Source organism: Paraburkholderia sp. BCC1886 (assembly GCF_900996245.1).
GTDB lineage: Bacteria > Pseudomonadota > Gammaproteobacteria > Burkholderiales > Burkholderiaceae > Paraburkholderia.
Genome location: NZ_CAAJGK010000043.1, coordinates 139,477 through 162,836, shown reverse-complemented (window position 1 = coordinate 162,836; position 23,360 = coordinate 139,477). Strand labels below are relative to the sequence as shown.

The 23,360-nt window shown below is 62.6% G+C and carries 23 protein-coding genes; 12 read left to right on the top strand and 11 right to left on the bottom strand.

Annotated features, from left to right (window positions below; all coding sequences use genetic code 11):
- Positions 1–44 precede the first annotated feature (44 nt).
- Positions 45–1,274 (bottom strand): porin, encoded by a 1,230-nt coding sequence (locus tag FQ746_RS13875; RefSeq protein WP_260854022.1) that lies wholly within the window; start codon positions 1,272–1,274, stop codon positions 45–47.
- Between the two features lie 203 nt (positions 1,275–1,477).
- Positions 1,478–2,704 (bottom strand): multidrug effflux MFS transporter, encoded by a 1,227-nt coding sequence (locus FQ746_RS13870; RefSeq protein WP_144109955.1) that lies wholly within the window; start codon positions 2,702–2,704, stop codon positions 1,478–1,480.
- 197 nt (positions 2,705–2,901) lie between these two features.
- Here FQ746_RS13870 and FQ746_RS13865 point away from each other — a divergent pair, with 197 nt between their 5' ends.
- The 5 genes from FQ746_RS13865 to FQ746_RS13845 all read left to right on the top strand — a co-directional run bounded on the left by FQ746_RS13865 (position 2,902) and on the right by FQ746_RS13845 (position 8,715).
- On the top strand, positions 2,902–4,179 hold the full coding sequence (locus FQ746_RS13865) for an MFS transporter (protein WP_144109954.1): 1,278 nt from the start codon (positions 2,902–2,904) through the stop codon (positions 4,177–4,179).
- Positions 4,180–4,273: 94 nt separating this feature from the next.
- A complete protein-coding gene (locus FQ746_RS13860; protein WP_144109953.1) occupies positions 4,274–5,164 on the top strand; it encodes an enoyl-CoA hydratase/isomerase family protein in 891 nt (296 codons plus the stop codon).
- A gap of 43 nt (positions 5,165–5,207) precedes the next feature.
- Entirely contained in the window at positions 5,208–6,230 is a 1,023-nt protein-coding gene (locus FQ746_RS13855; protein ID WP_144109952.1) for a ketopantoate reductase family protein, read from the top strand.
- An 11-nt stretch (positions 6,231–6,241) separates the two neighbouring features.
- On the top strand, positions 6,242–7,408 hold the full coding sequence (locus tag FQ746_RS13850; RefSeq protein WP_144109951.1) for a CaiB/BaiF CoA transferase family protein: 1,167 nt from the start codon (positions 6,242–6,244) through the stop codon (positions 7,406–7,408).
- Positions 7,405–8,715, top strand: coding sequence for an MFS transporter (locus tag FQ746_RS13845; protein WP_144109950.1), 1,311 nt, complete (start codon positions 7,405–7,407; stop codon positions 8,713–8,715). The genes FQ746_RS13850 and FQ746_RS13845 overlap by 4 nt, the downstream gene beginning before the upstream one ends.
- 41 nt (positions 8,716–8,756) lie before the next feature.
- Here the strand turns inward: FQ746_RS13845 and FQ746_RS13840 are convergent, their stop codons facing one another.
- The 3 genes from FQ746_RS13840 to FQ746_RS13830 form a co-directional block, all read right to left on the bottom strand.
- Positions 8,757–10,073 (bottom strand): SUMF1/EgtB/PvdO family nonheme iron enzyme, encoded by a 1,317-nt coding sequence (locus FQ746_RS13840; RefSeq protein ID WP_144109949.1) that lies wholly within the window; start codon positions 10,071–10,073, stop codon positions 8,757–8,759.
- Positions 10,074–10,209: 136 nt separating this feature from the next.
- Positions 10,210–10,866 (bottom strand): helix-turn-helix domain-containing protein, encoded by a 657-nt coding sequence (locus FQ746_RS13835; RefSeq protein ID WP_144109969.1) that lies wholly within the window; start codon positions 10,864–10,866, stop codon positions 10,210–10,212.
- A gap of 235 nt (positions 10,867–11,101) precedes the next feature.
- The gene (locus tag FQ746_RS13830; RefSeq protein ID WP_144109948.1) at positions 11,102–11,560 is read right to left on the bottom strand and encodes a universal stress protein; all 459 of its coding nucleotides are present in this window, start codon (positions 11,558–11,560) and stop codon (positions 11,102–11,104) included.
- Between the two features lie 284 nt (positions 11,561–11,844).
- Here FQ746_RS13830 and FQ746_RS13825 point away from each other — a divergent pair, with 284 nt between their 5' ends.
- Positions 11,845–12,162 carry an XRE family transcriptional regulator gene (locus tag FQ746_RS13825; RefSeq protein WP_144109947.1) on the top strand — a complete coding sequence of 106 codons (318 nt, stop codon included), beginning with the start codon at positions 11,845–11,847 and terminating at the stop codon, positions 12,160–12,162.
- On the opposite strand, the gene FQ746_RS13820 is transcribed toward FQ746_RS13825, so the two are convergent.
- Positions 12,146–12,850 (bottom strand): helix-turn-helix transcriptional regulator, encoded by a 705-nt coding sequence (locus tag FQ746_RS13820; protein ID WP_144109946.1) that lies wholly within the window; start codon positions 12,848–12,850, stop codon positions 12,146–12,148. The genes FQ746_RS13825 and FQ746_RS13820 overlap by 17 nt on opposite strands.
- Before the next feature lie 458 nt (positions 12,851–13,308).
- Here FQ746_RS13820 and FQ746_RS13815 point away from each other — a divergent pair, with 458 nt between their 5' ends.
- Positions 13,309–14,247, top strand: a complete 939-nt coding sequence (locus tag FQ746_RS13815) for an SMP-30/gluconolactonase/LRE family protein (protein WP_144109945.1) — start codon at positions 13,309–13,311, stop codon at positions 14,245–14,247.
- A 52-nt stretch (positions 14,248–14,299) separates the two neighbouring features.
- Here the strand turns inward: FQ746_RS13815 and FQ746_RS13810 are convergent, their stop codons facing one another.
- Complete coding sequence (locus FQ746_RS13810; RefSeq protein ID WP_144109968.1) at positions 14,300–14,722, bottom strand: DUF3005 domain-containing protein; 423 nt, start codon at positions 14,720–14,722, stop codon at positions 14,300–14,302.
- A 438-nt stretch (positions 14,723–15,160) separates the two neighbouring features.
- Here FQ746_RS13810 and FQ746_RS13805 point away from each other — a divergent pair, with 438 nt between their 5' ends.
- Positions 15,161–15,394, top strand: a complete 234-nt coding sequence (locus tag FQ746_RS13805; RefSeq protein WP_144109944.1) for a hypothetical protein — start codon at positions 15,161–15,163, stop codon at positions 15,392–15,394.
- Between the two features lie 135 nt (positions 15,395–15,529).
- A complete protein-coding gene (epsC, locus tag FQ746_RS13800; RefSeq protein WP_186310733.1) occupies positions 15,530–16,456 on the top strand; it encodes a serine O-acetyltransferase EpsC in 927 nt (308 codons plus the stop codon).
- A gap of 13 nt (positions 16,457–16,469) precedes the next feature.
- Here epsC and FQ746_RS13795 read toward each other — a convergent pair whose 3' ends face one another.
- The 4 genes from FQ746_RS13795 to FQ746_RS13780 form a co-directional block, all read right to left on the bottom strand.
- Positions 16,470–16,961, bottom strand: a complete 492-nt coding sequence (locus tag FQ746_RS13795; RefSeq protein ID WP_144109942.1) for a metal-dependent hydrolase — start codon at positions 16,959–16,961, stop codon at positions 16,470–16,472.
- Between the two features lie 114 nt (positions 16,962–17,075).
- Positions 17,076–17,450: a sugar ABC transporter ATPase gene (locus FQ746_RS13790; protein WP_144109941.1), complete on the bottom strand. Its 375-nt coding sequence runs from the start codon at positions 17,448–17,450 to the stop codon at positions 17,076–17,078.
- Positions 17,451–17,569: 119 nt separating this feature from the next.
- Positions 17,570–18,541 (bottom strand): FecR family protein, encoded by a 972-nt coding sequence (locus FQ746_RS13785; protein ID WP_144109940.1) that lies wholly within the window; start codon positions 18,539–18,541, stop codon positions 17,570–17,572.
- Positions 18,538–19,086, bottom strand: coding sequence for a sigma-70 family RNA polymerase sigma factor (locus FQ746_RS13780; protein WP_144109939.1), 549 nt, complete (start codon positions 19,084–19,086; stop codon positions 18,538–18,540). The genes FQ746_RS13785 and FQ746_RS13780 overlap by 4 nt, the downstream gene beginning before the upstream one ends.
- A gap of 446 nt (positions 19,087–19,532) precedes the next feature.
- Here FQ746_RS13780 and FQ746_RS13775 point away from each other — a divergent pair, with 446 nt between their 5' ends.
- From FQ746_RS13775 to FQ746_RS13765, 3 genes are all read left to right on the top strand, one after another.
- On the top strand, positions 19,533–19,994 hold the full coding sequence (locus FQ746_RS13775; RefSeq protein ID WP_222105880.1) for an Lrp/AsnC family transcriptional regulator: 462 nt from the start codon (positions 19,533–19,535) through the stop codon (positions 19,992–19,994).
- Positions 19,995–20,105: 111 nt separating this feature from the next.
- Entirely contained in the window at positions 20,106–22,544 is a 2,439-nt protein-coding gene (locus FQ746_RS13770) for a TonB-dependent siderophore receptor (RefSeq protein WP_260854021.1), read from the top strand.
- Positions 22,545–22,557: 13 nt separating this feature from the next.
- Positions 22,558–23,352, top strand: coding sequence for a TonB family protein (locus FQ746_RS13765; protein ID WP_144109937.1), 795 nt, complete (start codon positions 22,558–22,560; stop codon positions 23,350–23,352).
- The last annotated feature ends 8 nt before the right edge of the window (positions 23,353–23,360 follow it).

Here is a 23,360-nt window from a genome sequence, read left to right as displayed (position 1 = left end):
ACGGGCGAGGCGCGTGAAGTCGCCGCGCGCGCCGCCCGTGCGCGTTAGAACTTGTGCCGGATACCGAGACGAACGACGACCTGGCTCGACGTGTTGCCCGGCGTCAGCGTGACCAGATAGGGCACGGCCGCCTGGCCGGTCGAATCGACGCCCGAGGCTTTCATATAAGCGCCGGTCAGGTAGACGTCCGTGCGCTTGGAGAGGAAGTAATCGGCGATGGCATTGACCGTCTGATACTTTGCCGGCTTCTTGCCGTCGATAGCGCCGCCGGTCAGGTAGTTGTAGGCGGCACCGATTTCGAGGGTCGGCGTCACGAAGTACCCGGTGTAAATCGAGTAGTTGTTGAATGCCGCATTGCCGGTATAGCCGAACGGATTCGTCAGACTCAGCGTGCCGGAGGCCGCACTGTTCAGATCCTGGAAGCGGATGTTGGAATAGCCGCCGCCGACCGTCAGCGCGCCCACCGTGTATTGCAATGCCGATGCGAAGATCTGCATCTTGCCCGCCGACGCGTAACCGCCGTAGATCGGATTGACCTGCACACCGGATACCGAGCCGAGATTGTTGGCCGTCGTCGAGCCCGTCGACCCATTGCCGTAGAACGACTGATTCGGGTTATCGATATGCATGTAGCCCGCGGCCGCGATGACGGGGCCGATAGCGTAATGCGCCCCCACCGACCAGATGCTGTTCCTGCCGTACTGGCCGGCGACGCCGCCGAAGCTGTACAGGCCCGTCACGAGCAGGCCGTGGTAAGTGGGACTCGTGTATTTGATCGAATTGTTGATGCGCTGCGAGTCCGCGACGTTGTCGATGTCGCCCGGGTGATCGGCAAACGCGCCGCCGGCATAGCTGCCGGCCTGCATCACGTTGATCACGTCGACGATCGAGTCGTACTGGCGGCCCGCGGTCAACGCACCCCACGGCGCAGTGATGCCGACGAACGCCTGCCGCCCGAAGAACGTGCCGCCCTGCTGGAACCGGCCGGTGCCGACGTCGAAACCGTCTTCGAGCGTGAACACCGCCTTGTAGCCGTCGCCCAGGTCTTCCGCACCTTTGAGGCCCCAGCGCGAGGCCTGCACGAGGCCGGTCGTCATCGAGACGACACTGCCGCCCGTGCGGCCGTGCGGTGCACCGGCGCGCGCGGTCTGGGCGTTATTGACGTAGTTGATACCTTCGTCCAGCAATCCATATAACGTCACGCTGCTCTGCGCGAAAGCGGGCGCGCATGCCGCAAGCGTCAATGCGCCTATCAAGGGTTTTGCGAGCTTCAACGTCGTCTCCTGAATCTCGGGCCGTGCCCGGGTTTTGTCTGAGTTATTGTCTGGCTTTTATTGTTATTGGATGAACCATTGATTAGAAATATAAAGTATCTGTTTTTGCTGTCAAACAGAGCAAACCCTAATCGTGAGGGGGCGACAGGTTCAGGATGCCGAAGATACGTCGGTGAGTCTCGCGGGACTGTCGGGAAAACCACCTACGCGATCGAACTCCGGTCGTGCGCCTCCGGCAGGGTGGGTGGTCGCGGCGCCGCTCTGAATGCGAGCCATGCAATGGCGCTGGAAATCACCAGCGCGACGATCATCGCGACAGTCGGGTCCGCAGGGGCGAGACCGATCGCCGCCGTGCACAGCGAACCGTAGGCCATCTGCAGGCAGCCATAAAGGCCGGCTGCTGCGCCGACCACCGATGCGTCGACATCGAGCGCGCTGCTGATCGCGTACGGGCTCGACAAGCCGGTAGCGAAGAACATCACGATCATCGGTCCCATCACGGAAACCAGCGTGATCGAATGCGACAGATACGACACGACCAGACTGAGGGACGCAGCGCCCATGATCGCGCTGGCGATGAGCAGCGCGGTGCGTGCCGGCAGCGTCGCGGCCAGACGTTTGGCCGCGCTCTGGCCGCTCGCCAGTCCGACCACGAGCGAGAAATAGGCAAAGCCGAAAGCTTGCGGCGACAGCCCTAGCTCGGACTCCAGAATGAAAGGCGATGCGGAGAGAAACGCATAAATGCCGGTGGTCGCGCTCGCACCGCCAATGCTGTAGGCGAGGAACGAGGGAGTTTGCAGCAGGTGTGCGTAGCTGTGCAGATAGCGGCGAATCTGGAAGTCGTTCGACGGCACATGGGTTTCGGGAACCACGCGCCAGACCGACACCAGCACGAGTGCGTTCGCTACGCTCATCGTGATGAAAATCCAGCGCCAGCCGAGATGGGCGACGAATTGCGCACCGATCACCGGCGCGACGGCGGTCGCGATGGCCATCGCAATGCTGAGTGTGGCGAGGCGCCGGATCAACGTGGTCGAGCCGGAACTGTCGCGCGCAATCGCACGTCCGAGTACGAGGCCGGAACAGCCGCCTAGCGCCTGCGTCATGCGGGCCAGTTGCAGCCACGCCAGCGACGGCGCGCACGCGGCGGCCACACTGGCCAGCGCGAATAGCGTGAGCCCCGCGAGCAGCACGGGACGGCGTCCGTAGCGGTCGGAGAGCGGACCGTACACGAGTTGCCCGACCGACAGGCCGACGATGTACAGCGTGATAGTCAGACCGATGCCCGCGGTGGACGCGTGCAGATCGCGCGCGGCGGACGGTAAGGCCGGAACGAACACATGCAGTGGAAACGTGCCGGACAAGGTGATGCACACGAGGATGAACAAGGACGGAACACGCGAGAGGGCTTTCGCCGAAGTGAGGGACATGGGAGACCGGCGCCCGTCGTCAAACGGCTTGCCGTTTATCATTGGATGAACCATTAATATATTGTTGGGGCGCGGCGCTTGTCAAATGCGGTGCCGGCGCTCAGGGTTTACTGCAATCGCTTATAAGTAACAATGGATGAACCATTGCTTATTGTGCGGCGAGTGCCGGATTCGCGAGATGCGACTGAGGAGACCAGATGATGAAACCGCCTACGCAGCTTGCATCGGGCACCGTGCCCGCCAGCGCCGGCGTCACTGCCAGCACCACTGCCAACACAACGGTCACGACGGATGCGACCGCCGGCGGCTTCCGGTGGGTGATCCTGCTGGTCATCTGGGTGGCGTTCACGGTGAGTTGCGTGGATCGCTTCGCGTGGGCGAGTATCGCCGCGCCGGTCGGTCATGCACTAGGCTTCAAACTCGCGCTGCTCGGATCGCTGACGACGGCGTTCTACGTTGGCTATACGGTGTCGTGCCCGGTCGGCGGCATCCTCGCGGATAAATTCGGTAGCCGCGCAACGCTCGCTATTTCGATGTTCCCGCTCGGCGTGCTGACTTTCTGTTTCGGCTTCGTGCAGACGTTCTGGATGGCGCTCGCCGTGCATCTGCTGATGGGGTTTGCCGCTGGCGCCGAGTACGGCGCGACGATCAAGATTCTGACCGTGTGGTTCGGCAAGGACAAAGGCCGCGCCTTCGGCATCTGGGCGACGGGCACTTCGGTGTCGGTCGTCGTGGCGAACGCGACGGTGCCGCGTGTCGCCGCCGCTTATGGCTGGCCTGCGGCTTATCAGATGCTCGGACTTGCCACGCTGGTGTTCTCGCTCATCTGCCTGTTCGTCGTGAAGAACACGCCGGATGGCATATCGGTCCCGCGCATCACCTCACGGCAAATCGTCGCATTACTGAAAAATCGCAACCTCGTGCTGCTTGCGCTGGGCGGGGCCGGCGCGCTGTACGGCACGCTCGGTTTCGTCGCCTGGGCCAACGCGCTGATGACGGTGGCGCATGGCGTATCGCCGGTGACCGCCGGTTCTATTCTCGTGTGGTTCGGTGTCGGCGCGTTCGTGTCGAAGCCGTTGTTCGGCTGGCTCTACGACAGGCTCATCGGCTACGCCAGACTCGTCGCCATCGTCGATCTCGCGCTGTTCATCGTGCTGCTGATCGGGTTCGGTCATTGCCAATCGATCTCCGCCTACTTCCTGCTTGCACCTTTTCTCGGCGCGGCGGCCTATGGCTACACGCCGCTTCTGATCGGTCTCTACACGCAGGCCTCGGGTCCGCAACTGGCGGGCGCGGCGGCGGGCTTCGTCAACACCGTGTGGTCGGTCGGCAGTTTCATTTCGCCGATCGTTGCGGGCTATGTGTTCCAGCATGGACGGTCGCTGGACGACACGCTGGCCGTCATCGCCATCGGGCCGTTGCTGGGCGTCGTCCTGCTGTGCCTCGTGCGTCGGGATGCGGCGGCGGAGTCGTAAAGACTTTGCGGTCGTTCGCACCGGCTGCGTCTTGACAGGGTCGTGGCCGCTATCTACCATCTTCATTATTGGTTCAACCAATGGGGTTTTAAGAATGATCGATGCAGTAAAGCAACTCGTGACTTACGAAGCCCGCGACGGCCGCGCTTACATCACCTTCAATCGCCCTGAAAAAAAGAATGCGTTGACCGAGGCGATGTTCGACCTCTTGATGAGTCATCTCGATCGTGCCGAGGCCGACGACGATGTGCGTGTCATCGTATTTCGCGGCGCGGGCGGCGATTTCTGCACCGGTCACGATCTCGCCGAAGTGGGTCACGAATATGGCGAGGCGCAACTGGATGCCACGGGCAAACCGCGTCGTCCGAGCCAGCGTGCGCGGTTGCATCATGACCGGCACTACATCGCGCGATTCCAGCGCATCTTCCTGTCGCCCAAGCCGACCCTGGCGTTGATCAGCGGATATTGCATCGGCGCCGGCCTGTATATCGCCGAGGGTTGCGATCTGTCGATTGCTTCGGATAACGCAAAGATAGGTCATCCGGAACAGAAGCTCGGCCTGTCGGGCGCTTCCTATTTCGGCGCCTGGGAAATCATGGCGATGGGTCCGCGTAAAGCCCGCGAACTGCTGTTGCTCGCGGAACTGTGGAGCGCACAGGAAGCATTGAGCGCGGGGCTCGTGAACAAGGTCGTGCCGCACGCCGATCTGACGGCGGCCGGCGAGGCGTGGGCCGAACGCATCGTGCGGTTGCCGCGCGACGGTCTCGCGATCGGCAAGGCGGCCGCGCACCTCGCCTACGACTCGCTGCGGCTCACCAGCCAGTTCACCTACGGCTACGTCATGCATGCGCTCGCCACCAATGTGCGCTACGAAAAAGACGAGTTCAATTTCATGAAGGCGAAGCGCGAGTCCGGCGTGCGGGCGTCGAGCCACGGCAGGGAAGCGTTCTACAAGCCGGCGGATGGGACCGACACGACCACGTAGGGACGCGTTGTCTGCGTCGCCGCATTCGAACGGAAGAGACGACATGCGTGGCAGGAAGACCAGGATCGCCGTAGTCGGCGCAGGCGCGATAGGCGGGTACATCGCGGCGCATCTGACGCGCGCCGCGCGTGCCGAAGTGACCGTGCTGGCGCGCGGCCGCACGCTGGCTGCACTGCGTACCGATGGCCTGCACGTCACCACGCCGCACGAGAGCTTCTCGGTCGCGGTCGATGCCGTCGACGATGCCCGTGCGATCGGTCCGCAAGATTACGTGTTCGTGACGCTGAAGGCGCATCAGGTCGATGGCGCGCTCGCCACGATCGCACCGTTGATCGATGCGAACACAACGGTGCTGCCGCCTACCACGGGTATTCCGTTCTACTTCTTCCATGGTTCGCGAGGAGCGGGTGCCGGCAGGCGTCTCGACGCCGTCGATCCGGGAGGCCGTCAGCGGGAGGCCATGCCGCCGTCGCAGGCGCTTGGAATCGTCTACTGGATCGGCGCTCATTCGCCCGCGCCAGGACGTGTCGTGCAGGATGGCGAACGGGCTGCGTGTCCGGTGGGCGAGATCGACGGCTCGCGAAGCGCGCGGGTGCAATGCTTGAGCGAACTGCTGATCGAAGCCGGACTTCACGCGCCGGTGCGCGAGAACATTCGTGGCGACATCTGGGTCAAGTTCGTCAACAGCCTGTGCTGGAATCCGGTTGCACTGTTGACGCTCGCGCGCCTGGGCAAAATGGCCGGCTCGGCGAGCGTCATGTCGACGGTGCGCGCAATGATGGACGAGGCCGATGCGATCGGGCGGGAACTCGGCGTCGAGATTCCGCAGGCGCCGGCAAAACGGATTGCGCTCACGCTCAGTGCCGGTAGTCACAAGATGTCGATGTTGCAGGATCTGGAGCAGGGCCGTCCGCTCGAACTGGACGTGCTCGCCGATTCTATCGCCGCGTTACGCGCGCTCACTACGTCGTCCAACCAAAACCCGACGCCCACTATCGATACCGTGCTCGCCCTTGCGCGTTTGCGGGCGAGCGGTGCGTGCCTTTCTACGCCTCTTCACACCTGAGACTTCGTAACATGTCGACACTCCCCCCGTCGGAACACGCCGTACCTGCCGGCGATAGCGATCACTTCACGCGGCCGCTGGCCGGCATCAGGATCGTCGAGGCCGCCAGCTATCTTGCCGGGCCGTTTGCCGCGCAAATGTTGTCGGACCTGGGCGCCGATGTGATCAAGGTGGAGCCGCCCGGCGGCGATCCGTACCGGAACTTCGGCATGAGCCGTCACGGCGTCGGTGTGGTGTGGGGCAATGCGAATCGCGGCAAGCAAGGCGTCGTGCTCGACCTGAAAACGCCCGATGGTCTGACTGCGTTCAGGGAGTTGCTGCGCAGCGCGGATATCTACATCGACAACCTGCGACCGCATATCGCCGACAAGCTCGGAGTCGGCAAGGAGGCGGTCGACGCGCTCAACGGATCGCTGATCCGTTTGTCGATTACCGGCTACGGACCCGATGGCGACGCCGCGCGCGAGCCGGTGTTCGACGCGCTCGTGCAAGGGCGAACCGGTTTGATCGCGTACGAGGCGGCAGGTGGCGTGCCGAAAGCGACCAATAGCTTCATGGTCGACAAACTCGCGGCCAGCTTCGTCTGCCAGCTGGCGATGGCGGGCTTGCTCGCGCGCGGCCGCAGCGGCAAGGCCGTGCACATTCAGACCTCGATGCTCGACATCGTGTCGTACTTCAATTTCCCCGATATGTTCCAGCATCGAACGTATCTGGACGACGATTCGAGCTGGCGAGCGCCGCCTCAGCCGGTGGTGGCGACGCGCGACGGACACATCGTGCTCTCGCCGGTTTCGGGCCGGCAATTGGGCAAGACGCTCGAAGCGATCGGGCATCCGGAGTGGAAGGACGAACTGCGCGCGATTGCCGACAAGGGGGAGATGACGCGGACGTTCTTCCAGCGCATCGCCGCGCCGCTCAAGGAGCGCACCAGTCAGGAATGGCTCGCGACGTTCCGGGAGTTCGAGGTGCCGTGCGGTCCGGTGAACGATCCGGACGAGCATCTCGAGGACCCGCAGGTCCTGCATAACCGGCTCTATTCGACGCTCGACACGCCGTTCGGGCCAATCCGCTCGGTGCGTTACCCGGGGGTATTCGACGGCCATCTGCTGACTGCGCGGTTTGCCGCGCCCGGCTTGGGCGAACATGACGGCGAGCTGTCGTGGGGGGCGGGCCGATGAACGTCTTGTCCCGATCGCGCGGCGAGGAGCGCGACGCCGGAGCCACGCGTGGCACGGCCGTGGCCGTGGTGGCCGGTGCGGGCCTGAATATGCTGGTCAATACCGGGCCGGTGCTGTTGTTCAGCTTCGGTGTCTTCGTCAAACCGATCGTCGCCGAGACGGGCTGGTCGCAAACGGGCATCAGTTCCGCCGTGCTGTACGGCCAGATTCTGCTGGCCCTGTGTGGACCGCTGACGGGACCCGCGGTCGATCGCTTCGGCGCGCGACGCGTCGCCCGCTTCGCAGGACCGCTTCTCGGGCTCGGCCTGACGATGGTCGGCCTGTTGTCGAAGAGTGCGGACAGCTTCGTCTTGTTCTTTGCGCTCAGCTTCCTGCTGGGCGCCGCGCAGGTGCCGGTCACCTACGTCAAGGCAGTGGCTGGCTGGTACGACGGGCATCTGGGACTGGCGCTCGGCTGCGCGTTGATGCTGAGCGGACTCGGCGTGGCGATCCTTCCGCCGCTGTCGGCCGCGTTGATCGAGATGGTCGGCTGGCGCGGCGCTTATCTGTGTCTCGCGGGCTTTGTCTGGCTGGTCAGCGTGCCTTCCGTGCAATGGCTGTTGCATGAAGCGCCCGGGCGATCTCGCGTGCAGGCGGCGATCACGCGGGCTGTATCGGCATCCGGTGGCGCTGGGGTAGTAGCAGTGTCCGTGGCCACGCCAGCTATGAGCGAGTTGTCGGGCCTTCCGTTGCGAGCGGCGGTGCGAACCCGCGCGTTCTGGCTCATGGCGCTCGCTTTCTTTTTGATCTCCGTGGTCGTCGGCGCGGGTACCTGGGTGCTGCCCGTGGTGTTGTCCGACTATGGATTAAAGGCACGCCAGGGCGCGTTCGTGATGACGATAGTCGGCGTGGCGATGATGGCTGGTCGGCTCGGCTTCGGCGCGTTGCTCGACCGGTTTTTCGCGCCGAGGATCACCGCGATGGTGTTCATTGGCGCCGCGCTTGGTTATCTTTGCCTGCTGGCGGGGATTTCGCTCATAACGGTACCGATCGCGGCAATCCTGATTGGCTTCGCGCTGGGCTCCGAAGTCGACGCGTTGGCCTTCATGACGTCGCGCGTATTTGGCCGCCGGCATCTCGGCGCAATCTATGGGTCGCTGATGTTCTGCTTCAGTGTCGGCCTCGGCTGCGGCCCCGCGCTGTTCGCGCAGATCGACGCGCACACGGGCGACTATCGGGCGGCCTTCTGGAGCGCGGCAGCCGCCGCGGTCATTGCCGCGCTGGCAATATGCGGCTTGCGCGCCCGAGACTTCGGCTTTCCGCCTTGAGGCGGGTACGGTCGGTCGACGTCTTCGCGCTCAGGCGGCTTTTATGCCGTCTTCACGCAACGGAACCCCGCATACACGTACTGATAATGCGGCTGAAACCAGTTGCGGAACGCCGGCCGCAACATGCAACGCGCGGTGCGCGACGAGCCGCCTTTGATCACGTAATGCTGGCCGTCGAAGAAGTTCGCCGAGTAGCCGGGATAGAACGAAAACGCTTCGAATTCCGGCAATGCGTCGAACACCGTCGAGGTCCATTCCCAGCCGTTACCAAACTGGCCTTCCACGCCGAACGCACTGACGTTTTCCGGATGCGCGTCGACCGGTGTCGGGTCCCAATGGCGGAAATCGAAATTGCCCGTCAGCGCGTGCGGCGCGCCGTGTGCGGCCCGTTGCCATTGCGCTTCGCTCGGCAGTGCCTTGCCGGCCCAGCGCGCGTAGGCGCTCGCTTCGGCATGGCTCACGTAGGCGGGCCAGTCGGGCGGCAGCGGCACTTCGTCGAACATCGTGCGCAGCGTCCAGGCCGGTTCGCCATGCGCGCCGTTGGTCCGCGACCAGCAGGCCGGATGTTCGATCGACTCGGCCTGTTTCCAGGCCCAATCTTCTTTCGACCACCACTTGGGCTCCGAATAACCACCCGCGTCGATGAACGCGAGATAAGCGCCGTTCGTCACCATGTGCCGATCGATTTCGAAGGCGGGCACCTCGACGCGCAATTCGCCGAACTCGTTATCCCAGCCGAAGTGAGCGCCGTCGCGCGGCATGCCGAGCACGGTGGCGCCGGCCGGTACGCTCACCATCGACGTCAACGAATCGCGCGGCGCGTCGCGTGACGTAACGGGCTCGCGCAGGTTCTCGACTTTTTGCGCGACCGGTAGCTGATGCAGCATGTACGCGAGCGTTTCGGCATGCATCAGGCGATGCTCGATGGCGACGTTCAGTAATTGCGCGGACGCGTCGGTTTGCGTGGCGTCGTTGCCGAGCCGGGCCGCGTCGGCGAGCGCATCGAGTTCGCGATCGATCTGCTCGCGCGCGCGCAGCGCATAGCCGCGCACGGTGTCGAGCGACGGCCAGTCGTGAGGTTGATCGGTGGGGAAACCGCCGTCGACCGGATCGATGCCGAATGCGAACAGCTGGTCGAGATCGGAGTCGAACGCCGGCAGATCGCACAGACGCTGATCGAACAGATTGCGGTCGAACGCTTCGAGATGGCCGATGTAGAAAACGATCCGGTGACGTTCACGGATCGGCCGTTCATACAGGAATTCGGGTTTGACGATGGCGAACAACTGGTCGGTCACGTCGCGCGCGTCGATCAGGCGCTGGACGAGCGGGTGATGCGGGGCGGGGTCGCGATTCATGCGCCGGGTCTCCTTGCGGAAGGCGGACTAGAGACTGTACCCGCTCGCAGGAGCCATGCCAAGGTGCGTATGCACCGGCGGAAAGTGGCGCGGGCCGTGGCGCGCGCGCTGTGGCCCGGCTCGAGAGCGCGTCGGCCTAGACCTGATGCAGACCGGCGAGATCGATGATGCGGATATGTTTGCCCTGTGTGTCGATCAGGCCGCGCTTTTGAAATCTTGACAGGGTACGGCTGACGGTTTCGAGCGTCATGCCCAAGTAGCTGCCCATGTCTTCGCGCGTCATGCGCAGATTGAATTCCGCCGACGAATAACCGCGCTTTGCATTGCGCTCCGATACATCGAGCAGGAAGGCGGCGACGCGTTCGTCCGCGCAGAGCGAGCCGAGCACCATCATCTGACCTGCTTCACGGACGATCTGCTCGCCGAGCAACTTGTGCAGCCGATCCTGCATCGAGCCGATTTCGCGACACAGCGACTTGAGCGCCGTGTACGGCACGATGCACACGGTGCTGTCTTCGAGCGCGAGCGCGCTGCACGCATGACGGTCGTTGCTGATGCCGTCGAGACCGAGCGCCTCGCCGGCGAGCCGCAAACCCGTGACCTGTTGACGGCCGTCGCGATGAGTCATGACGGTTTTCATCGACCCCGACCGCACCGCGTAGATATTGTCGAAGCGCTCGCCCGTGCGATACAGCGCCTCGCCTCGCTGCACGGAGCGCGCGGAGCAGATGAGCGTTTCCAGCTTGGGGAGTTCTTCGGCGGACAGACCCTGCGGCATGCACAGTTGCCGCATGGCACAGCTCGAACAACGCGCTGCCGTGCGGGTCGCGGGACGCGCCGACATCACACGGCGGCGCGTGCGCTTCGGCTTCGTGCCGGCGACGACGGGATCGGCGACGCCGGTCGAGTGAGTGACAGCGGTAGGAGTGAGCATGGTCAGCAGCCGTATGTCATGGGTAGGGAATCAATTGTCCCACCGGCCACCTCGCGCACTTCGCGTCAAAATGACGCGTCGCAGCAAGCGCGCGTCAAATCGCTTTTTCCGCTGCCGACGGAACCAGGAGCACCGGCAAGCTCGCCTGACGAACGCAACGCTCGGCGACACTGCCCAGTATCAGGCGCTGGAAGCCGCGCCGGCCGTGCGTGCCCATGACCAGCAGATCGGCATTGAATTCCGCGGCCGCCTTGAGCACGACCGTGGACACATCGTCGGTGGCCGAGGCTTCGCCCGCCGCAAGCTTGCCCTTCACGCCGCGCGCGGCCATCTCGGCCCCGAATTCCGCCGCCAGTTCCTTGCTCTCTTCGACGAGACGATTGCGCAGCACGGACGGATCGTAGCCAGGCGCTTCGAAATAAATAGGGGTGTTTTCGACCACGTAAAACGGCTGCAACACAGCGCCGCTGGATGCGGCAAGGCCGAGCGCTGCTTCGAACGCGCGGCGCGACGTATGGCTGCCGTCTACCGCGACGAGAATGCGTGTGTACATATCGACTCCGCGTTTTGTGAGGCTGATTGCCGCCATCGGGAAAAATCGACAGGGGCTCCGGGAAGCGTTTACTACGGATCAGAGAGCATGATCGCCGAAAAAGGCGTGTTCTGACAGGATATAAGTCAAGTTATGAGTGAATTTGTAGGAAGTTTCGCCAACCCGTCCATCAGACGATTCATTTTGAATTGTGGCGCCACCTACCTACCTGGATAGGTGTGCATGCTTATCGGATAACGCAGAATTCGGGACAACACCTGCACCTCAACCGACGGGACATGAAAATGGAACTTCACGAAAATCACTGGCAACCGCAAACCGGCCTCCAGACGCGTCCGGCAGAAGCGCCGTCTGCCATGGATCGCGTTCTGATCATTGCCTACCGTAAAAAGAAGAAAGAAAGCCAGCGGCGTTTCTGGGCGCGCTTCGGCGTCACGCAGTCGCGCGGCAGCCGGTTCGAGTCGGGCGCTGAAATCCCGGCGCCGGTTTCCATCCTGCTCGGCCTGTACTTCACCAAGACCGTATCCGACGCCGATCTCGGCCGCGCCGAGCGCGTGCTGTATAGCCGCGACGGCTCAGCTTTCCTCAGTCCGGGTCAATAAGTCCTAACTGAGTTGCAATGACCGCGGCCGCGCGCCGCGAATTCACGCCGAATTTGGTCCTGATGTTTTTCATATGGAAGTTCACGACGGCTTCCGAGCAGTTCAGGATCTGGGAGGTTTCCCACGTGGATTTGCCGCGCGCTGTCCATTTCAGGCATTCGCGTTCGCGCGGCGTCAGTTTGGGCAAGGGCGTGTCGGCCTGACAGATCAGATGGCGCGCACTCGTGTCTACCACGTGGTCGCGCAATAGCGTCAGGTTTGGCAAAGCGCTGCGAATATGCCGCCGGAATTCATCGGTCGGCTCGCTGTCGTCGATGAAGCACATCATGCCCGCCTGCTGATTCGGGCCGTGTATCGGAAGAATCACGCCGGTGCGCAAGCCATGCGTACACGCAATCTCATACATCGACTTCTGCGGTTCGGTGCTGAATATCTCCGGCGCCCAAACGAGTGGTGCAGAGCGGGTCGCGCAATGCGATACCGTCGGGTCGATCTGAATCATTCCCTGTTCGTTGTAAGCCCGGTGCCAGGCGGGCGCGTAAGTGCTGCGCAAGTAGGCGTCTTCCTGACGCAGAGCGGGGCGCGGCAGCACCGCAAGCAGAATGTTCCTGAAGCCACACGTCTCGGCAAGGCCTGCCATTGCGCCGAACCAGGCCTTCTCGTCGGCGGCATCCAATAGCGGGGCCATCTGCTCGATAAAATGTTGCGCCAATTTGACTCTCTCAGGCTCGCGAATATTCCGTTGCAGTTAATCGAGTAAGGCCAGTATGGCGACGATCGGAACCAGGTTGTTTCAACCAGCCGTTCGTTTTATACCATCTGTCGCCAAAATATATCTCGCAAGCTGGTAGATTTTGGAAGAAATCTTGATGCGAAAGGCATCAATTCGTATAAGAACGCCTTGCCGTCTCGTTAAATGGGCCGTTCCACGCGACATGCTTAAACTCCTTGGATACAGGATAAACTCACGCCGTTAATAATCGCCGCGTTGAAACGCCCCATTTTGCGCGACAGAATCTGGCATGGTCTCGACGCACTTAGCCAGTAACGAGCCAAATCATCATACGAATACCGGCATCGTACCGCATCGAGGCGATTTGTCGCTCATTCTCCCAACCATCCCCGTCCTCGAGGTCCAGCCCCAGCATGAGCGATAACAGCCGTCGATATCCCGATTCCGCCGTCCGTTTGTTCGATCCGCGCTTCAAGGCTTTGATCCTCGCTTCCGCCTCGGTCGAGTGTTTGTATCAGGGGGCGCGCTGGTCGGAGGGGCCCGTCTGGTTCGGCGACGGCCGGTATCTTTTGTGGAGCGATATTCCCAACGATCGCATCCTGCGCTGGGATGAAACGAGCGGCACCGTCTCGACCTTTCGTCAATCCTCGAACAATGCGAACGGTCATACGCGCGATCGCCAGGGGCGCCTGGTTTCCTGCGAGCATCTGACGCGCCGCGTCACGCGCACCGAATACGATGGGTCCATTACCGTGCTGGCCGACCGGTATCGCGGCAAACGGTTGAACTCGCCCAACGATGTGGTCGTGAAGTCGGACGGCTCGATCTGGTTTAGCGACCCGACTTTCGGCATCGACAGTTACTACGAAGGCGAGCGGCAAACGTCGGAACTGCCGGCGTGCGTGTATCGCATCGACGGACAGTCCGGCGAAATCGCGATGGTTGCGGACGACGTCCTCGGTCCCAACGGCCTGGCGTTTTCGCCGGACGAAGCGTTGCTTTACGTCGTGGAGTCGCGTGGCGAGCCGCGCAAGATTCGCGCGTTCGACGTCACGCACAAAGGTGCGGCGCTATCGAACAGCCGGGTGTTGATCGACGCGGCCGCCGGCACGCCGGACGGCTTTCGCGTCGACGTGCACGGCAACCTGTGGTGCGGCTGGGGTATGGGCACCGACGAACTCGACGGCGTGCGCGTCTTCAATGCAGAAGGCGAGCCGCTCGGCCATATCGCGTTGCCGGAGCGTTGCGCGAATGTCTGCTTCGGCGGCCGCCATCGCAACCGTCTGTTCATGGCGGCCAGTCACGGGCTTTATTCGCTCTATGTAAACACGCAAGGTGTGCAGGGCGGCTGACGGGTCGGCGGGCAACCCGCGGGCAACCCGTGAGCGCGTGCAGAGTGAACAGTCATTTCACCCGTTGCAACTCGATCACGCGCGTGGGACGTAAATGGTTGAGGGCATAATGAATCCGGCCGCGTTCATTGCGACTGCCGGCCGGGCGCGGGTCGTCGGATTGATGATCGGCGGAATACGGAATCTGCGGCTCTGCCATGCCCTTGTCGACGACCGTATAGCCAGGCTCCAACGCGAGCATCAGATGGTTGCCGCCCACGCGGCTGTCGAAGCCGGCCATGCCGTCGGGCGTCTCCGGCACGCTGTTCGTCAACGTGGCGTTTGTGCCGGTCACCTCGTCGGCAGCAATCGCGCTATGGCCTGCAATGCGCGCCGCCTGCAGATTCTTGCCGTCGGTATCGACCGTGCTGTCGTGCGTGCGGTCGTTGTGTGCTTCAGTCGAGATCGGGCCGCTGATGTCGGATTGCGCGCTCATGTCGTCTCGTTGGCTGTCTCGTTGGCTGTCTCGTTGGCTGGTATCCCTGGTATCGCTGGTCATGGTGCAATCTCCGTTCGATGAGTTCGGTGCGAATCAGATGACGAGCAGCAAAACCCGTTCCGCGTGAGCGAAGCGATTATCGTGCAAGCTATTCCCACATGTTTGACGCCATGCTGCACTTGCGTTAGCGGCCCATTTTGACTGTCGATTGCATCCGCGATTCTTTTCGTTTTTTTTAATCGACGGGTATTTGCGACAGAGTATGATCTTAAGCCGGCGAGCATAGTCCAGCCGATATTTGCAGCTTCGTTTGCTTCGTTTGCATCAGCACGAGCATCATCGTGACAGCATCGGTTTGGCGGTTTTCATCGCGCCCGCGAATAACGCGGGACGCTTTCTAAAACATTTAAATGGGGCCGTCAGGGCGAGTGACTCATGCACTTCGATGCTGCATTCACACATCGCGGCTATCTGCTGAACTGCGCGCCGGCGCGCACGGGAGACGGCAGTTGGCAACCTTACGTAGTCATCTCCCGCTCGAGCGACGGCGAACTGGTCGCCAACCGTTTCTTCCCCACTGAATTGCGCTTTCCCGACGAAGCCGCCGCCATCGCGCATGCACGCGACTGGGCCGTACGCTGGATCGACGCAAGCAGCGTCACCATTTGATTTCACCCGGCCTGAGCTGAACGCATGCTCGGCTGCCGCGGCCCGCTACTGCCTGCTACGCGGCCCGCGACAAAACACGGTAATCTCTCGGGACAATCACTCCGACCCGTGCAACTTCGCACGGTGCTGTCCTTTATGCCTAACGTGCCTGCCCCTAGCTGGGGCCTTGATCAGATCGTCGCCGACCTGCGTGCCTCACGCGAGCAGTTGCATCGCACCCGGCATCCGCTCGGAATTCGCGAATTGCCGTCGCGCGAAGCGGTCGTCAACATAGTCGCCGGCTTGCGCGCGGCGCTGTTTCCCACGCATTACGGCGCGCCCGATCTGACCGACGAAACGGTGGATTACTACGTCGGCCACACGCTCGAAAGCACTTTGCGTTTGCTTGCCGAACAGATTCGCCGGGCGCTGCGCTTCCTCCCCGAGTTCGGTGAAACGCCCGACGGCGAATTGAAAGCACGGGCTTTCGCCGTGGCGCGCGAGTTCGCCACGCAGTTGCCAGGCATTCGCGCGCTGCTGGTGAGCGACATCCAGGCCGCCTTCACCGGCGATCCCGCGGCGCAGCACATCACCGAAATCCTGCTCTGCTATCCGGGCGTGTGGGCGATGACGCATCATCGGCTCGCGCATGCGTTGCATGGTCTCGGCGTGCCCTTGCTCGCGCGCTTCATCAACGAGATCGCGCATTCGGCGACGGGTATCGACATTCACCCCGGCGCCACCATCGGTCCGAGCTTCTTCATCGATCACGGAACGGGCGTGGTGATCGGCGAGACCGCTATCATCGGCGAGCGGGTGCGCGTGTATCAGGCCGTGACGCTTGGCGCCAAGAGTTTTGCGGCGGACCTCGACGGAACGCTTATCAAGGGCAACGCGCGCCATCCTATCGTCGAGGACGATGTGGTGATTTACGCGGGCGCCACGATTCTCGGGCGCGTCACGATTGGACGTGGATCGGTGGTCGGCGGCAACGTGTGGCTCACGCATAGCTTGCCGCCGGGCAGCAGCGTGTCGCAAGGCAAGGTCCGCGAAGCCGAGCGCAGCGAGCCCAGGAACAGTTGAGGGCGACGAGCGGCTAGATCAGATGTCGAAGCAGATGCGCGCCTTGCGGCCACATCTGCTTGCCGACGAACCACGCGGCGACCCACGACGCCGCGACCACGATCAGGTCGCAGTGACCGCTATTCCACAAATTCAATGAATGCCGTCCGGCAATCCACGGCACGCCGAGCGGATTCGGCCAATCGGCCAGCAGATGCATCAATCCCCCGCAGGCAAAGCCGAACGCAGGCGCGGCATAAACCGAATGCCCCAGCTCGTGATACGACACCGCGAGCAACGCCAGCCAGCCGATGCCCCAATGCGTCAACGTGCGATGCGTGATCCACAGTCGCCGCGCACGCGACCACCACGCCACTTCGAGCCAGTCCGGCGCGGTGGCGCCCAGCACGCCCGCGATAAAGCTGAACAGGACGCCCACGTGAAAAAAACCGCCGCGCGCTACGACGGCTGCCGCGATGACACCGGCGGCAAAACCGGTGGCGTGATGTGCTTTGCTGGATGCCATCGAAACGCGGCAACAGGGGCCGCCTGAAAGACAAGGGGCGGCTATGTTCGCAGATGCGCCGTCAAAAAAACAGCCGCCGCGCGAGATAAAAATAATCGTACGGCGTAACCGGTCTCAGGTCGCGCAACGCGCGATGTCGAAGCGCATTTCCGGTTCCGGTGGATCGTCCGGCGCGTTGGCGGGTTGCATGACCTTGACGATGGAACCGGCATTGATCGGCGTGAGCGTGACGAAGTACGAGCGGTTCGAATCGGAGCCCACCGCGATCTCGGTCGTGCTGCCCGCGCGCGAAAGGCGCACGCGCGACAGCCGGCTTTCCAGGCACTCGGCGATGTAGGCCGGCGCGCGCGGCGACGACACGTACATCAACGGTTGGGAGGCATCGCGCGCGGACCGGCCGGATGATCCGCACCCGGCCAGTAACGCGGCGAGTGCGAGTGTGGATACGAGTGGCAGGCAGGCGGGTTTGATAGCGGAAAGTCGTCTCATGATCCGGTCGTCGGCGTTCCCGGTCAGAGCGACGCGGGGCCGCGACAGTATAGCGGGAGCCTGCGCTCCTACGCTCCTACGTCAGCAGGGCAACGCATGCAGCAGTGCGCAAGACCGTCTCATCGCGCCGAAACCATCACGATGCAGTTGGCGTAAGTCGCGACATTCACCGGCAGCGTCTGCGCGATCTGATCCAGCGCCTGACGGGTGTCGTCCAGTTGAAAAACCCCGCTGACGCGTCGCCCGGCCGCGTCCGGCGTGATACGAATAAAGCCGCGGTAGTACGGACGCAATGCGTCGATCACCGTCGAGAGCGGCACGTCGGAGGCGACGAACAAACCTTTGGGCCAACTCGGCCCCGCCGCGATCGAACTGGAAATGCGCTTGATCGACTCGCGGCTGAATCGCACGACGTCGCCGGGTTGCAGCATCGCGCGCAACCCGCTCAACGTTTCGATCACCGCATGCGAGCGTTGCACGCTTACCAGCGTGCCGTCGTCCGAGGTGGCGATTTCCATTGCCGCCGCCGCGGTGCGAACCCAGCCGTCGTCGGTCTGAACGCTGAACAGCGAACCATGACGATCCGCGGCCACATCGGCATACATCGTTCCGCTGCGCAGTTGCAGTGTTCTGAAGGAGCCGTCCCGCGCCCGAACCGTGCTCTTCGCGTTGACGAACAGATGGGTGCGGTCCGCGAGCACGATGTCGCGTCGTTCGCCCGTCCCGGTCTGCACGTTCAACGCGTACTGTGCGTCCGTCTGACGTTGCCACAACGCCGCGCCGGCGAGGCCCGAGATGCCGAGCACCGCCACGCTGGCCGCGCTGTTGCGCAAAAATTTCCGTTTGGATGCATTCGTTAGCGTGAGCGCCTCGCGCGCCATCACCGAACCATTCGCCGCGGCGCGCGAGAACGGGGCAAGCGCCGATTGCAGCTTCAACCACGCTGCGTGATTCTTGTCGCTACCGTTCAACCAGCGGTCGAACGCGCGTTGATCGTCGCTGTTCATTTCGCCCGAACGAAGCAGCACGGCCCATTCGATTGCGCTTTGCGCAGCGTCGTCGAAGTCGACGCGCGGTGCCTGCCGGCTCATGCCGCGACCGCCATGTAGCAGGCAGTCAGCGCTTGCGCCATGTATTTGCGCACCATGCTTGCGGACACCGACAGGCGTTGCGCAATCTCGGCGTACGTGAGCTCGTCGAGCTGGCTCAGCAAAAATGCTTCGCGGGCTTTGGGGGAGAGGTTGGCCAGTACCGAGTCGATCGTCACGAGCGACTGGATGATTTCGCAGAGGTTCTCCGCGGATATCGTCGACGGTTCGGGACTCGCGGCAAGCGAGGCCAGATAGTTGCGTTCGAGTGACCGACGACGCCAGAGGTCGGTCATGATCCGTTGCGAGATCGTGGTCAGCAGCGCACGCGGTTCGCGGACCGACGCCGTATCGCTGAGTTCGGCGATCTCGACGAAGGTGGCCGACGCAATATCTTCGGCGTCGAAGGAGCAGCCGACTTTGCGCCACACGCGATTGAGCAGCCATTCATAGCTGCGACGGAATTCTTCCGAGAGAAAGTCCCTGCGTCCCGTGTCGGCAGCCCACTGCGCATCGTCGCGCAAATACGCGGTAGTCCTGTTGTCCATCCGATTTCCCCGAGCCCGGATACCTGATCCGGTGCAACGCACCGAAAGGAAGCGCCCGGTTCGCCGCGGTTGCACTATTCGGCAGCGTCCCAAGGTTCCGGGCAGTCATTCCAATGTCCTGCTTCGAGAGGGAAGCATATTGCATACCAATCGATACAAACAAAAAATAATTCCTCGGTGGTATGCCGAGTGGATGCGACTGTAACAAACGGGCCGCGGCGTGACAAAGCATCAAGTGTCCAATGGATATGCGCACAACTGGGAAGCCCGGAAAGTCCCGCCGGATAGGCCCATTCTCGATACTCGGGTGACCTGCTAAAAAATATTTGCACGAAGCGGTGTCACTTTTGCGCCCGTCGAACGACACAGTAGGCAAGAGCGCAATGCGTGTCGTGTCGACCGGCACATGACGTAGGGCGCAGCTAACGGGAAGAGCACACGTGGTCATCGATCAAACAGATCTGCGGATACTGGATGCGTTGCAGCGCGACAGCACGTTGTCGGTCGCAGAGCTGGCCGAGCTGGCCAATCTCTCTTCGAGTCCGTGCTGGCGACGCGTGCAGCGACTGGAAGAAGACGGCTTCGTGATGGGCCGGGTGGCGTTGCTCGATCCGGTCAGGGTCAACGTCGGGACGACGGTGTTCGTCGCGGTGAAGACGGCTCAGCATACGCCGCGCTGGCTGATGCAATTCCGCGACGCGATCCTCGAGATACCCGAGGTCGTAGAGGTGCATCGCATGAGCGGACAGATCGATTATCTGTTGAAGGTGCTGGTTCCGGATATCCCTTCTTACGATGTGATTTACAAGAAACTGATTGCCCGAGTCGACCTGTTCGATGTCAGCTCGAGTTTTTCGATGGAAGTGATGAAACGCACCACCGCGCTGCCACTGGGATACGTGATCTAGAAACGGGCGGGCGTAAAGCACAGGTGAATCAGGTGCCGGTTGCTTTAGATAACTTTAGTAGTCCAAGTTTAATCAAAGAAAATTCGCTTCGACGATTTAGGGGAATTCGAGTTGAACCACACTACACATAACGTACCGCGCCGTTTGATCGTTCGACGCATTGCCATGGCGGTTTCCATGGTGCCGATGTTGCTGGCCGGTCATGCGTTCGCGCAGCAGATTGCCAGCCACACTTACCATCTGGGCGCGGCGCCGTTGAGCCAGACCCTGCTGGAAATAGCGAAGGAAAGCGGCACGCTGGTGTCGTTCGACGAGTCGTTGGTGAAGTCGGTCAATTCGGCGCCGGTGGACGGCACGCTGACGCCGCAGCAGGCCATCGATCAGGCTTTGCAGGGCACGGGCCTTGAACGCGTGACGACGACGAGCGGCGCCATCACGGTGCGGCGCATTGCGACCACCGCCTCGAAATCGGGCGGCGCTGCAAGCGCGCAGGCAACGGGTGCAGCGGCGACCGATACGGCGACCGACGCGTCGCTGCCGATCATCAGCGTGGCGGCGCAGCGCGACTCGGGCGGCAACGGTTACGTGACCGAATCGTCCAGCACGCTGACCCGCACGAATACGCCGATCAGTGCGACGCCGAATTCGATTTCGGTGGTCAATGCCGCGGTGATTCAGAGTCAGGCGGACCAGTCGCTGGTGGATATTCTCAGGAACGTGGCGGGCGTGACGGCGCGGCCGGGTCCGCTCGGCGTGCCTACGTTTGCGCTGCGCGGTTTTCCCGGCGCCACGATTCTGACCGACGGGATGCAGACTTCGGCAAACAGCGAACTCACTTCATCATCGCTGACCCCGACCATCGCTATTTCGAGCGTCGAGGTATTGAAGGGACCGGCGGCCATTCTGGCGGGCGACGCCCCCGCGGGCGGCGTGATCAACGTGGTCAAGAAAACACCGCAGGCCGATCCGTTTCACGAAGTCCAACTAAGCTACGGCACCTTCGGCGACGTCACCGCGTCGCTCGACAGCACGGGCGCACTGACGAAAGACGACCGCTTGATGTACCGCTTCATCCTCTCGGATGAACAGGCCGGTCAGAACTCGGGCGGCTACGACGGCAAGCGCAACTACTACTTCGCGCCGACTCTCGAGTGGAAAGATCGCACGACCGACCTGACGGTGGGTTACTCCCGTTCCGTCACGTCGAACCCGGTGCCCTCGTACACGATCGGCAAGGCGACCGGCGGTTTCGTGGCCGACGGCTTCGATCACCCCTTGGGCAATCCGAGCGATGGCTTCACGGGTCGCCAGGACGATGTCTTCTACAAACTGGAACAGAAACTCGGCGATCACGTGACGTTCGTGAGCCGCGCAGACTACATCGATTCGCAGCAGTTACAGCGGGCCTGGACGCCGGTCACGTTGCTCTCGGGCAATTCGGGTGTCTTCATGGGTTTCGACACGAGTGAAAATGTCTACAACCTGTCGCTCGAAAATTACGTTCGGGCCAAGTACGACTTCGGCCCGGTTAAGACGACGACACTGGTCGGTTGGGACTACCAGCAAAGCCATTACAACGAGTTCGAATGGAACGACGGTGGCGAGATTGCCGTCATCCCGAACGTCTATGCACCCGGTTCGTTTCCGACGCTCAATAGCGACGGTTCGGGCTTGGCCGGTGTGGTTCGCGGTAGCATCACGGTCTCGGGTCTGTTCCTGCAGGAACAGGCGAATTACGGGCGCTTCCATGTGCTAGGGTCGATCCGCAACAGCCAGTTCTGGAACACCAACGAGCTGCAGAGCATCTACAACTCGGTCGACACGACCACCGCTGGCCGCGGCTGGCACCAGAGCGCATGGACGCCGAACATCGGTGTCATGTACGACCTGACCGAAGACGTATCGGCCTACGCCAACTACATGCGCGGCTACATGCCGAACGCGGCGACGACGTACACCGGCGCTTATCTCGCACCGGAAACCAGCGAGCAGGCCGAAGTGGGGGTGAAGGGCAGCTTCCTCGACGACAAGCTGACCGTGACCGGTTCCGCGTATCGCATTTCGTACAACAACCAGAACGTCTCGGATCCCGAACACCCGGGCTTTTACATTCCGGTTGGCGGCGCGGTCAGCCGCGGCTTCGAACTGGAAGTCGCGGGGCAGGTCGCCAAAGGCCTCAACGTGATCGGCAGCTACACGTACAACGATTACGTTCAGGGCTACTCGCCGGGTGCGAAGGTCAATCTTCCGCACAACTCGGCCAGCCTCTGGACCACCTACAACTTCCAGACCGAGAAGTTGCAGGGACTCGGCGTGGGATTAGGGCTGTACTACACGGCGGGCCAGGCGGTGGGTTACACCTCCAACTACCGTATTCCGGCCCAGCTCGAGACCGACGTCGGCCTGTTCTACCGCAAGAAGAAGTTCGGTCTGAACCTGTCGGTGAAGAACCTGTTCAACCGCAACCTCTACTACAGCAGCACGACCTCCGACTACATCCCGATGGGCCCGACCCGCACGGTGCTGTTGACCGGTACGTACGATTTCTGACGGCAGACGCGCCATGGCTTCGCACGCACTTCCCGCCGTCCCTTCCGCCGTTTCATCGGGCTTTCCAGCGCTCGGCAGACGCACGGGGTACGGCATCCTGCTGACGGTCGTCCTGCTGCACGTGGGCGCGCTCGCATGGCTGCTGTGGTCGATGTCGACACCGACGCTCGTACTGGCAGGCGGCGCGCCGGAGCCTGCCGGCGTGCGCGTGTCGCTCGTCAGCGCGCCCGCGGCGCAGCCCGTCGCGCAGCCGAGCCAGGAACCCAGGCAGGAGCCCAAACAGGAGACGAAGCCCGCGCCGAAGCCGCTACCGCAAAAGACCCATCAGGCGCCCGTGCTTGCCGCAACGCATAGCGACTCGACGCGCGAGGTGACGACGAGCACGCCGGACAAGTCCGTTGCCACACCCCCGCCTACGCCTGCACCCGCGCCCGCGCCGGCCGTTACACCGCCAGTACCGGCGACGACGGCAGCCGCTCCCGCCGGCAGCCCGGACAAAGCCGAACTCGCGTTGCCGAAGCCGATCGGCGCCTCGCAACTGAAGCAACTCGGCTGCTCGATCCCGGCGCCTTCCTATCCGGCGAAGGCGAGGCGTCTCGGTCGACAGGGCATCGTCAACCTGGCCATCGCGATCGACCGGACGGGGCGATTCAGTTCGGTCACCGTGCAGCGTTCTAGCGGCTTCGACGATCTCGACGCAGCCGCCGTCGACGCGGTCACACGAGGCCATTGCCAGCCGTACGTCGAAAGCGGAATCGCCCGCAACGTCACGGCCACCCAGCCCATTTCGTTCAGTCTGGGCGAATGATGTCGACG